General features: G+C 62.3%; 13 protein-coding genes. 9 read left to right on the plus strand and 4 right to left on the minus strand.

The features are described 5' to 3' along the window. Positions 1 to 3 precede the first annotated feature (3 nt). Positions 4 to 387 (minus strand): Hsp20/alpha crystallin family protein, encoded by a 384-nt coding sequence (locus tag ACVJ5M_RS15110; RefSeq protein ID WP_014493661.1) that lies wholly within the window; start codon positions 385 to 387, stop codon positions 4 to 6. A gap of 187 nt (positions 388 to 574) precedes the next feature. Then, the gene (locus tag ACVJ5M_RS15115) at positions 575 to 1,144 is read right to left on the minus strand and encodes a YciE/YciF ferroxidase family protein (RefSeq protein ID WP_063982009.1); all 570 of its coding nucleotides are present in this window, start codon (positions 1,142 to 1,144) and stop codon (positions 575 to 577) included. Positions 1,145 to 1,289: 145 nt separating this feature from the next. Here ACVJ5M_RS15115 and ACVJ5M_RS15120 point away from each other — a divergent pair, with 145 nt between their 5' ends. The 3 genes from ACVJ5M_RS15120 (at position 1,290) to ACVJ5M_RS15130 (ending at position 4,541) form a co-directional block, all read left to right on the plus strand. Beyond that, the gene (locus tag ACVJ5M_RS15120; protein WP_085405701.1) at positions 1,290 to 1,916 is read left to right on the plus strand and encodes a MarC family protein; all 627 of its coding nucleotides are present in this window, start codon (positions 1,290 to 1,292) and stop codon (positions 1,914 to 1,916) included. Between the two features lie 170 nt (positions 1,917 to 2,086). Continuing rightward, positions 2,087 to 2,740 (plus strand): L-fuculose-phosphate aldolase, encoded by a 654-nt coding sequence (locus tag ACVJ5M_RS15125; RefSeq protein WP_193560895.1) that lies wholly within the window; start codon positions 2,087 to 2,089, stop codon positions 2,738 to 2,740. A 13-nt stretch (positions 2,741 to 2,753) separates the two neighbouring features. Further along, entirely contained in the window at positions 2,754 to 4,541 is a 1,788-nt protein-coding gene (locus tag ACVJ5M_RS15130; RefSeq protein ID WP_085405702.1) for a chloride channel protein, read from the plus strand. Between the two features lie 66 nt (positions 4,542 to 4,607). Here the strand turns inward: ACVJ5M_RS15130 and ACVJ5M_RS15135 are convergent, their stop codons facing one another. Further along, positions 4,608 to 4,865 (minus strand): DUF2798 domain-containing protein, encoded by a 258-nt coding sequence (locus tag ACVJ5M_RS15135; RefSeq protein ID WP_014493668.1) that lies wholly within the window; start codon positions 4,863 to 4,865, stop codon positions 4,608 to 4,610. A gap of 289 nt (positions 4,866 to 5,154) precedes the next feature. On the opposite strand from ACVJ5M_RS15135, the gene ACVJ5M_RS15140 reads away from it, so the two are divergent. From ACVJ5M_RS15140 to ACVJ5M_RS15150, 3 genes are all read left to right on the plus strand, one after another. After that, positions 5,155 to 5,550, plus strand: a complete 396-nt coding sequence (locus ACVJ5M_RS15140) for a hypothetical protein (RefSeq protein WP_063982014.1) — start codon at positions 5,155 to 5,157, stop codon at positions 5,548 to 5,550. A 272-nt stretch (positions 5,551 to 5,822) separates the two neighbouring features. Beyond that, a complete protein-coding gene (locus tag ACVJ5M_RS15145; protein ID WP_456679346.1) occupies positions 5,823 to 7,748 on the plus strand; it encodes an AI-2E family transporter in 1,926 nt (641 codons plus the stop codon). A gap of 437 nt (positions 7,749 to 8,185) precedes the next feature. After that, a complete protein-coding gene (locus ACVJ5M_RS15150) occupies positions 8,186 to 8,686 on the plus strand; it encodes a hypothetical protein (RefSeq protein ID WP_071911727.1) in 501 nt (166 codons plus the stop codon). A gap of 532 nt (positions 8,687 to 9,218) precedes the next feature. Here ACVJ5M_RS15150 and ACVJ5M_RS15155 read toward each other — a convergent pair. Beyond that, complete coding sequence (locus ACVJ5M_RS15155) at positions 9,219 to 9,434, minus strand: hypothetical protein (RefSeq protein WP_085405705.1); 216 nt, start codon at positions 9,432 to 9,434, stop codon at positions 9,219 to 9,221. 253 nt (positions 9,435 to 9,687) lie between these two features. Between ACVJ5M_RS15155 and ACVJ5M_RS15160 the strand changes: the two genes are divergently transcribed. From ACVJ5M_RS15160 to puuE, 3 genes are all read left to right on the plus strand, one after another. Beyond that, positions 9,688 to 9,975, plus strand: a complete 288-nt coding sequence (locus ACVJ5M_RS15160) for a hypothetical protein (protein WP_085405707.1) — start codon at positions 9,688 to 9,690, stop codon at positions 9,973 to 9,975. A gap of 89 nt (positions 9,976 to 10,064) precedes the next feature. After that, a complete protein-coding gene (locus ACVJ5M_RS15165) occupies positions 10,065 to 10,478 on the plus strand; it encodes a DUF3830 family protein (protein WP_014493672.1) in 414 nt (137 codons plus the stop codon). Beyond that, entirely contained in the window at positions 10,479 to 11,414 is a 936-nt protein-coding gene (gene puuE, locus ACVJ5M_RS15170; protein ID WP_085405709.1) for an allantoinase PuuE, read from the plus strand. The last annotated feature ends 5 nt before the right edge of the window (positions 11,415 to 11,419 follow it).

Genomic DNA, 11,419 nt, shown 5'->3' on the forward strand with positions numbered 1-11,419 from the left:
ACCTCAGGATTTGGCGAGGCGCAGCGCGACGCAGCCGTCCATCACGAAGCGGCTGATGGCGTAGCGGCCGACGGGAAGCGCGATGCGCCGCTCGAAGCGGCCCTGCGGCAGCTCGAGCCGGTGGATGCGGGCGTTGCGAAGCTCCGGCGGCAGCGTGCGCTGGCCGGAGATGACGAGCACGCCGTCGAGGATCACCGTCTCGACATTGTCAGGGTTGACGCCGGGAAGCGCGACCAGGATCAAAAGCTCATGCTCGGTCTCGAGCACGTCGATCGGCGGCTCCCAGCAGGCTTCCTGGCGGCCGAACTGCTGCCGCAGCCGTTCGGCGCGGGTCAGCGAGTCCAGGGCTTCGGACAGCATCCAGTCGAGGGGATTTTTGGGTTGCATGGCAAAACTCGGGGAAGGCGCTGCGGTTGGAAAACGAGCATATGGGGACGGTTCCCCAAAATTCCAGCATCGCGCGTTTGGAGCATGCCTGGCCTCTCCAACCGGAAGAGGCCCTTGTCGTCGCACGCTTCGACGCCGCGGGGATATTCCGCGGCATCGAAGGCAACAGTAGGGCGCGTCGCGCCGATCAGGCCGCGGCGCGGTACTCCTCTTCCGCTTCGAGGTTGATGACCGAGGTCGCGAGCTCGGTCAGCGTGTGATCGGTCGCCTCTTCCTCGTCCAGCGTCTCCTGGAGCAGCCTTGCCGCGTCCGGCATGCCGAGCTCCTCGGCCCAGGTGCGCAGCGTGCCGTAGCGGGAGATCTCGTAGTGCTCGACGGCCTGAGCGGCCGCGAGCAGGCCGGCGTCGAGGGCAGGGGCGTTCTTGAAATCCTTCATGATCTCGGCGCCCTCGTCGGTGATGCCGTTGATCGCTTCGCAGGGCTTTCCGCGGGCCGGCTTGCCCAGCATCTTGAAGATCTGGTCGAGCCGTTTGACCTGGCCTTGCGTCTCGCGCAGATGCTTGTTGAAGGCGGCGGCAAGGTCCTTGGAATGCGCCGCCTTGGCCATCTTCGGCAGCGTCTTGATGATCTTGTTCTCGGCGTAATAGATGTCCTTCAGCGTCTCCAGGAACAGGTCGCTCAACATCTTCGGTGCCTGACGCGGACGGCGCGCCGCGGTCTTTTTCGCGTTCGCACGTTTCTTCGCTCGTTTAGCCATAAATCCTCCTCTTGAGGCGACACGGGAAGGGCGATGCCTTCCTCAATCCTCGCGCGACCAAGACTCTGCGAGGGCAAATGTTCCTCGCGAAGGCCTCCTCCAGCGGTTATGGATTGCGGCTGCACCTCGCGTGAGACCTACCCGCATGCTCGACTTCGCCCTGTCCGCCTTCGTGACGCTGCTGCTGGTGGTCGATCCCGTCGGCCTTGCGCCGGCCTTCCTGGCCGCGACCGGAGGCATGCCCGACAAAGTCAAGCGCACGATCGCGCTGCGCGCGCCGCTGATCGCGGCCTCGATCCTGGTGGTGATCTCGCTGGCCGGAAACTGGCTGTTGCGCCAACTCGGGATCGGCATCCCCGCCTTCCAGATCGCCGGTGGACTGCTGCTGTTCGGCGTGTCCTACCAGATGATCTTCGGCGACCGTCCGCATCGCGAGGCGCGCGAGGCCGACAAGGCGACCTCGGAGCACGCCTCCGACGTCGCGGTGTTTCCCTTGGCCATCCCGATGATGGCCGGTCCCGGCGCGATCGCGACCACGCTGCTGCTGACGGGCAATGCCGGCTACGGGGCCAAGCTCGCGATCATCATCGCGGTCGTCGTCTCCGTCTGCCTGCTCTGCGTGCTGTGCTTCGTCTCCGCGAGCCTGATCGCGCGCACCCTCGGGCGCACCGGAAATGCCGTGCTCTCACGCGTGCTTGGCATGCTGCTCGCGGCCTATTCGGTGCAGTTCGTGATCAACGGAATTGCGGCCGTCCGGGCGAGCTTTTCGTAAACCTGCGACAATCTGCTAATATACTGATTTTACAACTGGTTTCTTGATGTAACGGTACAGCCGGCAAGGCAGCGGCCAATCCCGGCCGCTTTCTCTTGCGCTGCCACATTGCTTTGACGTACTCCCGGTCTAACAAACGCCCATCGCCAAAAAGTCGAGATGAAATCGGGATGTCGATGACAGCGGACGAGCTCGCAAAGCGACAGGCCATAATCGACGCGTGCCGCCGCATGAACGCGCTCGGCATCAACCAGGGCACCTCGGGCAATATCAGCGTCCGGCATGTGGACGGGCTCCTGGTCACGCCGACCAGCGTGCCCTATGACGCCATGACGCCCGACCAGATCGTGTTCATGGCGATGGACGGCTCGCATGCCCCCAGTCAGAAGCCCTCCAGCGAGTGGCGCTTCCACCGCGACATCCTGAAATCGCGGCCCGACGTCAACGCCGTCGTCCACGCTCATCCGACCTATTGCACCATCCTGGCGATCATGGGCATGGAGATTCCGCCCGTGCACTACATGATCGCGGCCGCCGGCGGTGACAGTATCCGTTGCGCACCCTATGCCACCTTCGGAACGGCGGAGCTGTCCGAGCACGCGCTGCGGGCGCTGGAGGGCCGGCTCGCCTGTCTGCTCGACCATCACGGCATGATCGCGGTCGGCAAGACGCTGGACAAGGCGATGTGGCTCGCCGTCGAGGTCGAGACGCTGGCGCGGCAGTATCACGGCTGCCTCCAGATCGGAAAACCGCCACTGCTGTCGAGTGCCGAGATCGAACGTGTCAGCCAGCGCATGGCCGGCTACGGCATGTCGGAAGGTTAGGGCGGGCAAAAAGGTGTTCGCGCGGATCAGACACATCGCCGATCGCAAGGGATCGAACCGCGTCATGGTTCGCCTGCGCGCGCTCTTGCGCAGCAACGAGTTCTACCTGATCCCGCTGGCGCTCGTGATCGGCACGCTTACGGGTGCCATCGTGACGCTGATGGCAGAGATCGCGCAGATTGCCCACATGGTGATCTACGGCATTCCCGTCGACGTTCGCCTATCCGCCCACGCCCGGGTCAGCCCCTGGGCGGCCCTCATCGCGCCCGCGCTCGGCGGACTGGCGCTCGGTATCATGGAGTGGTGGCGGCGGCGGCTGAAGATCTCCAACGCGGTCGACCCGATCGAGGCGAACGCGCTGCGCGGCGGCAATCTGTCGATGCGCGACAGCATGGTGGTGTCGAGCCAGACGCTGATCTCGAACGGCTGCGGCGCCTCGGTCGGCCTTGAGGCCGGCTACACCCAGATCGGCTCGGGTATCGCCTCACTACTCGGCAAGTTCTTCAATCTACGCCGCAACGATTTGCGCCTGATCGTCGGTTGCGGCGCTGCCGCTGCGATCGCAGCGGCGTTTGGCGCGCCGATCACCGGCGCGTTCTATGCCTGCGAGCTGATCGTCGGCGTCTATTCGGTCGGCAGCGCCGCGCCGATCCTGGCGGCCTCGCTTGCTGGCGCGCTGACCGCGCAATGGCTCGGCGGCGCGCCGTACTCTATCGAAATACCGAAGGTCAGCGCGGTCGGCGTCGAGCAATATCTGGCATTGATCGGGCTTGCGCTCATTACCAGCGGCGTCGGCATCGCCGTGATGCGGTCGTCTTCGATGTTCGAGCGCCTGTTTGTCTGGCTGCCGGTCTGGCTGCGCCCGGTGATCGGCGGCCTTATCGTCGGCAGCTTTGCCATCGTCACGCCGCAGGTGCTCGCGGCCGGCCACGGCGCCATGGTGCTCGATCTCTTTCACGACATGACGATCGGCCTGATCGCGATCATCATCGCCTTGAAGGTGACGGCCTGCCTGATCTCGCTCGCCTCGGGTTTCCGCGGCGGTCTGTTCTTTGCCTCGTTGTTCGTCGGCAGCCTGATCGGAAAGTTCTTCGCTGCGGTTCTTTTGCTCATCAGCCCGCAATTCGTGATCGACCCGCTGGTCGCGATGCTGACGGGTATGGCGACGCTCGGCGTCGCCATCGTTGGCGGCCCCTTGACCATGTCGTTCCTCGTGCTGGAAATGACTCGCAATGTCGACGTCACCGCCGTGGTGCTGGCAGGCTGCATCGTCACCTCGATCTGCGTCCGCTTCATGTTCGGTCATTCCTTCTCGACATGGCGCCTGCATCTGCGCGGCGAGACCATCCGCAGCGCCAACGACGTCGGCTGGCTGCGCAACCTCACGGTCGAGCGGCTGATGCGCTCCGACGTCGGCAAGGTGCCATCGACCACGACGATCGCCGCCGTGCGCGGTGAATTCGCGCTGGGCTCGCGGCCCGGCATCGTCATCGTCAACAATGCCGACGAATATGTCGGCCTCGTCCTGCTGCCCGACCTGTTCTCCAGCGATCTCGACAGCATCGCCGACGACATCCAGGTGATCGAGCTCGCCCGCCTGACCGAGATCGTGCTGATCCCGGAAATGAACGTGAAGTCGGCGATGGCCGTGTTCGACGAGGCGGAAGCCGAGATGCTGGCGGTGGTCGATTCCACCGACAGCCGCAAGGTGGTCGGCTTCCTCACCGAGACGTTTGCCCGCCGCCGCTATGTCGAGGAGATCGACAAGGCAACGCGCGGCGTGCTCGGGGCGCTGTCGTAGGATCACTCCCGCAGGCGCAATCATGGAAGCGGGACGGCGTGCTTCGTGTGCCGCCGTCCGCGCCGGCTATCGGCCTGGTTGAGATGGGGAAGCGACGACGCACGCCACGATCCGTCGGACCAGTGGCAGCACCATCAGCAGCGTGGGAAAGGCGACGAGCCATGACAGCGCCCAGGCGCCCGGCCAGGTCGCGAGGAACGCCGGCGTCGCGCCGAGGCTCCGGAGCGTCGAAATGACCGACACCACGGCCGTCATGAGGATGGACAGCACAAATGGCATCACGATCGGCGCATAGCGCGCCGGCAGTTTGCGAACCGCAATCATCTGATTTCTCTTGAGGAAAAGGACGCGTCAGTCACGTTGAACCTGCGAAAATGCATCGATCCCGACGGCGTCGGTTGATGCGTTGGTTCACGTGAAACGCTTACGGCGACCGAAAAACGGCGTGGCTGTTCATTATCCGCTCAGGTTGAGTGGTTCAAGCTGCATCTGGTCGTTCGGTTTACAATCGTTCGAAGCGTGGCAGATTGCCGCGATCACGAAACTTTTCAATGGTTTGCACGTTGTGGATCGTTTCATATTTTGACTTTGAACAAGAACAAAGGACGCCGAGATGAGCGACAGGCCCGTAAATTCAAGGTTCGGCCGCAACACCGCGCTGGCTGCGTTTGCGAGTCTGGCTCTGGCGACAGCTTCCGTCTCGCCCTCGTCTGCGGCGCCGGCCGGTTCGCCGTCCGTCAGCGCGGACTCTGCGACATCGGGCAGATCAGCAGCGACCGATTTCAGCGCCGCCCGCCGCCACCGCTACTATCGCCGGGGTCCAAATGCGGCAGGGCTTGCCTTCATGGGCGTGGCGGCAGGTCTGATCGGAGGTGCGATCGCAGAGAGCCGGCGCCAGGAGTACTACGAGAATCGCTATTATGACGGCCCGGGTCCTTACTATGGTGGTCAGGGATATTATGGCGGCGGTCCCTATTACGGTCCGCGTGGCTACTATCAGCCTTATTAGGCGCCTGTTCTCGCCGTAGCCCGGATTGCACGGAGCGTGTCATCGTGCGGCGGCTTCGCGCCGACCCGTTGGCTCCGTCCGGGCTACGCGTCTCTGTGTTGCCCGACGGCAAAATACCCGAGAGGGCGTCAACCCGCGCGCTATGAGACGAGCTAGCGACATTGAACGGCATGCTCGGGCTGTCGGAACAAGTTCGTTCGGTGTAGGATGGTGTCGCGAAGGAGAATTCACCCACGTATGGGATGAATGAGCCGCGCCATGGAAGACGCGCCATGGAAGAGAAATCTCCTCAAATGAGATTGGCACAGCCGCGGGGGACTGTGCTGACGAATATGGCCGTCGCAGCGTTGATAATTGCTGCGCTCTATTTCGGTCGTGAAATTTTTGTTCCCTTCGCGTTAGCAGTTCTCCTGAGTTTCGTTATGGCGCCCTTCGTGATGCGCTTACGTTCCTGGCGAATTCCGCGCACGATTTCTGTGCTGGTGGTCGTCTTCATCGGATTCTCGATCATATTTAGTCTAGGCGGTCTTATGGTTTCGCAGGCGACCCGGCTCGCCACCAAGCTGCCAGGCTATCAACAAACATTGAGTGACAAGATCGAAAGCCTGCGCGGCTTAATGGGCGGCGGCTCTGGAACATTGGAGCAGGCGTCGACAGTTCTGAAAGAATTGAAGACAGAGTTGCAGAATCGAGATGGGGCCGGTCGACCTACTGACGGCGAACTCACCAGACAGCCCTCAGACAAGCCGATACCCATACCCGTTGAGGTAAGGCAACCCGATCCTGGTGCTCTGTCGACGTTTGGCGCAATCATCCAGCCACTGATTTCACCTTTAACGACGACAGGGATCGTCGTGATCTTTGTTGTCTTTGTCCTGCTGCAACGGGAAGATCTGAGGAATCGGCTTGTCCGACTGGCCGGATCCGCGGATATTCAACGCACGACTGCGGCCCTGGACGACGCCGGTAAGCGTCTGAGCAAGCTCTTTCTTACCCAGATCGCGTTCAATGGCGTGTTCGGTCTTGCAATAGGCTTAGGTCTTGAATTCATCGGTGTCCCCTCGGCTCCGCTATGGGGTCTGATCGCGATGATTATGCGATTTGTACCGTATATCGGTGCATTGATATCTGCGGTATTCCCTCTCATTCTCGCGGCGGCGGTGGGCACGGGCTGGCAGATGCTGATACTTACGGCGGCATTGTTCGTCGTGCTTGAGTTGCTCGCAGGACAGGTCCTCGAACCCTTGATTTTTGGGCATAGCTCGGGTCTTTCCCCGATTGCAATTATCCTGTCAGCGTCATTCTGGACGTGGCTTTGGGGGCCGGTCGGACTGGTGTTGGCCACGCCCTTAACAATTTGTCTCGTCGTCCTTGGGCGGCATGTCGATCGCCTCAAATTTCTTGACGTTATGCTTGGCGACCGACCACCGCTGACGCCGCCGCAACTGGCTTATCAACGAATGCTGGCGGGAGATCCCATTGAAGCGGTGGAACAGGCACATGAATACCTGAATGACTCGTCGCTTGATAATTATTATGACGACATCCTCTTGAAAGGCCTGAGACTCGCGGAGGCCGACCGTCAATTGGGTCACCTCGATCAGGACCGATTAAATCGGGTAGTCTCAACGGTGGAAGAATTGGTCGCTGAGCTGGGGGCACACCATGACGTGGAAGCAACAGGACCCAGTTCCCCGGATCTAAGCTCAAGCCCCGGAGCTGCCATTACATTCGAGCGAGCAGGCTCCGAGCATGCTTTGATTCCGGAGCCGCCGACCTCGTCTATTTCGGTCGTTTGCATCCCTGGTGCCGGGCGACTCGATGAGGCGACGGCGCTTGTGCTGGCGCAGCTTCTGCGGTACCGCGGGATTCAGGCAATTGCGGAAAAGGCTGATGCTTCATCAATGTCGAAATTGCTTTCGCTCGAATTGGCGAACACCGCGCTTGTATGTGTCTGCTATCTGAGTCAGCCGTCCACCGCCAAGATTCAGCACGTCGTTCGAGGGCTCAGTAAAAGGATTGGCGCAACCCGTATCCTGTTCGCTTTGCTGGGAACGGGAGCCGCAGAAACGGTGGGAAACGCTTCCAACGCGTTGGTAGCAAGCGGGTCGTTCGGTGCAGCCTTGGAAGCAGTCGTTCACGTGACCTCCGCGCAACCTGATGCGTCGGATCAGGCGAAGGCAGCTGCTCCGGCGTAAAAACGAATCTTTTGCTCCTCTGGATTGCCGGGCGTCGCTGAGCGACCATCCGCATCGGTCACCGGGTCCTGCGGAGAGCAAAAGGATGGGCGGGGACCGCGCGACGGTGACACTTGCGAATATTTGCCATCGCGCACCGCACATTTGGCCGGACCCAAAAGCTTCAGCAGGGACAATAGCGATCATTGCGACACGCGCGTGGAATGTCCACTCACGCCTCACAAGCAAAACATTCAGTTTGCACGGCCGCCATGACCCTTTGACCTAGGTCAATACTCTCAACGTGGGTTTACCTTGGAAGTAGCAACTATCGGAGCGACTGCACTCTTCGCCTGTATCTTGTGCGTAACGCCGATATCGCTCTTATGTCGCGCAAGCGAAACGTGTGGTTGTCTGTGGCAAGCAGCCTGAGCTAATCACGCAAGGAGGAGCTGTACATGGGTATCCTTGACGAGTTAATGGGCGGTGGGCAACGCCAGAAAGAGTATCGGGATTTCGTTGATCGATACGAACAAGGAAATCCGTCGGAGGGTTATTCCGATCAAGAGGTTCTCAAACGGTATGGTGATGTGTCACACGCCGTGCCGTCTGACCAGTACGCGCAGGCAGCGATAGAAGCGTTGGGCAAGCTTTCGCCGGAAGAACGGGCGGCGTTCGTGAAGATGCTGCAGGAGCGAGCCGCCGCGCGCGGCGTGGCGCTACCGGGACAAGTGGCCCCCGAACCGAAGGAACTGGGCGAGGTGCTCACCGATCTGCATGGGAGGCCCGGTCAGCTCCGGGATATCCTCGCCAGTGGCGATGCCCAGCCTCACGAGCAAGCCCAACCGTCGAACCCGATCATCGACATACTTGCGTCCCCGCAGGCAAAGGCCGTGCTCGCGGGGATCGCGGCCATGGTGGTCAAGCGTGTCATGCAGGGTTCATCCCGAACCGCGTAGCGCATGCGAGGCCCGCAGCCAAAGTCCGGTTGGGGTCATTCGGTTGACCTACCGGCAAGTCCGGGCAAGGTTCGCTATGCCGCCAAAAAAGCGGTAGCGAGTTATCCTGTCGCGACGCAACAGGAATGAACACGATGACCGAGAGCGACGGCCCGCCCATCGCCAAGGGGTCTGCGATTGTCAGCGCGTCGGCCATTGGTGCGTCTGCAGCACTCGCTGTCATCGCCCGGCTTGACCGGGCGATCTAGCATTCCAGAGAGGGCTGTGATTGAGCCGAGAGGCCGCGGCGTACTGGATTCCCCGCCTGCGCGGGGAATGACAATGGCACTTGGAGGACGCCGCCGCTGCCTCATACTCCGTCTCGTGCCCCGGACGCAGCGCAGCGCTCTTGCGGTGTGCTGCAGAGCCGCAGCCCATGTCTCCGCATTCTACCGTGTCGCTTTCTCGGTCCCGGCTCTGCGCAGCAACGCTTGCGCGTTGCAGCGCGTCCGGGACACGAGAGACGTCGCAGCAACCGCGTTCTACGCCCGTATCACCGTCCCGCCGGTGCCGACAGCGCGCCGTTGGCGTAGCGCTGCCAGTCGGGTGTGGTCGGCTGCGACGGCCAGAACGCGTTGGAGTCGCGGACCGACTGGGTGATCGGGGCGGGGTGTGCCTTGCTTCTGTGGTGGCGGTCGCTCGCGGCGGCGGTCTGGATGGTGGCGGCGGCAATCAGGGTGGCGCCGAGAATGGCAAAGGTCTTTCGCATGGTTGTTTCTCCCGTGACGGCGATTCAGGCTGCGAGAAAAATGTCGCCTGTGTTCGCGGTCGTGGCTGACATGGCGATGTGTCCTGCCGAATATCAGCCGGGCCGGTTTCACGATCCGAAGCGCGGCCATCACGTTGGGGCGAGCAAATTTTCTAGCGCCGGCCAAATATTCGGCAATCGCGCCCGCAGCGCCGGTGGACTTGCCCCCGGCAATCCGGTTCAATGAGGCGAATTGAGTTCTCAGGCGACAACGATGTCGAAATATCTGCTGGTCCTTGTCCTGATCGCCTCGCCGGCGGCCGCGCAGGTTAAGCTCACGCCAAAGACCTCGGCAGCGCATCCAGACCCGTGCGCCCCGATCGGGCGGACCGCGGACGGCAAGCTGGTCTACTCCATGAAATGCGAGAACCTGCCGGCGCCGCCTCCACCTCCGCCACAGGCGGAACTGAAGGAGGCGCCCCCTTCGGCCGCGCCTGCCGCCGAGCCCGAGCCGGAGGTGCGGCGGAGTGGTATTTTCGGCTGGTCCTACGACCGCAGATGACGGGCCGCGCCACTTGCGCGAAGCCCGATGGAATGCTCTTTGCTTGAAAATTCCCCGTGGGCCTTTGGCCCCCGATCCAGAGAGATGAGATGAGCAAACTCGTTATCCGCGCCGGCGACTTCACCTTCGATGCCCGCTTCGAGGAGCAACTGGCGCCCAAGACCGTCGCTGCGTTCCGCAAGGCGCTGCCGTTCGAAAGCCACATCATCCATGTGCGCTGGAGCGGCGAGGGCGTGTGGATGCCGCTCGGCGATCTCGATTTCGGCGTCGGCTACGAGAACCACACCAGCTATCCCGCGCCGGGTCAGATCATCCTCTATCCCGGCGGCATCAGCGAGACCGAGATCCTGCTCGCCTATGGCGGCGTGCACTTCGCCAGCAAAATGGGCCAGCTCGCCGGCAACCATTTCATCACGCTGACCTCGGGCCTGGAGAATCTCGCGACCCTCGGCAAGAGCGTGCTGTGGAAGGGCGCCCTGCCGATCCGCTTCGAGGAAGTCTGAGTGACGGATACTCGCTACCCGCGCGATCTCCGCGGTTACGGCCGCAACCCGCCGCATCCGCAATGGCCCGACAATGCGCGGGTCGCGGTGCAGTTCGTCGTCAATTTCGAGGAGGGCGGCGAGAACAACATCTTGCACGGCGATCGCACCTCGGAAGCGTTTTTGTCCGACGTCCTCGGCGCGCAGCCCTGGCCGGGCAAGCGTCACGCCAATATCGAGTCGATGTTCGAATATGGCTCGCGCGCCGGCTTCTGGCGGCTGTGGCGGGTGTTCAACGAGCGGAAGTGGCCGACCACCGTGTTCGGCGTTGCCACCGCGCTGAAGCGGAATCCCGAGATTGTCGCGGCGATGAAGGAGTCAGGCTGGGACATCGCAAGCCACAGCCTGAAATGGATCGAGCACAAGGACATGACCGAGGCGCAGGAGCGTGCCGAGATCGCCGAGTCCATTCGCGTCCACACCGAGGCGACGGGCTCGCGGCCGCTCGGCTGGTACACCGGGCGCTCCTCGATCAACACCAACCGCCTCCTGATGGAGGAGGGCGGCTTCCTCTATCTCTGCGACTCCTATGCCGACGATCTGCCCTATTGGGTCAAGGGCGCGAACGGCAAGCAGCTCATCATTCCCTATACGCTTGACGCCAACGACATGCGCTTCATCAACCCGCAGGGGTTTGCCGAAGGCGAGCAGTTCTTCACCTATCTGAAGGACGCCTTCGACGTGCTCTATGCCGAGGGCGAGACCGCGCCGAAGATGATGTCGGTGGGGCTGCACTGCCGCCTTGCCGGCCGGCCCGGCCGTGCCGCGGGACTGATCCGCTTCCTCGACTATATCGGCAAGCACGATCGCGTCTGGGTGCCGACGCGGCTCCAGATCGCGCAGCACTGGCACGACAAGCATGCCCATCTTGCCGCCGACGCATTCGAGATCGGGTGAGGACG

This window comes from Bradyrhizobium sp. S3.7.6 (assembly GCF_054061875.1).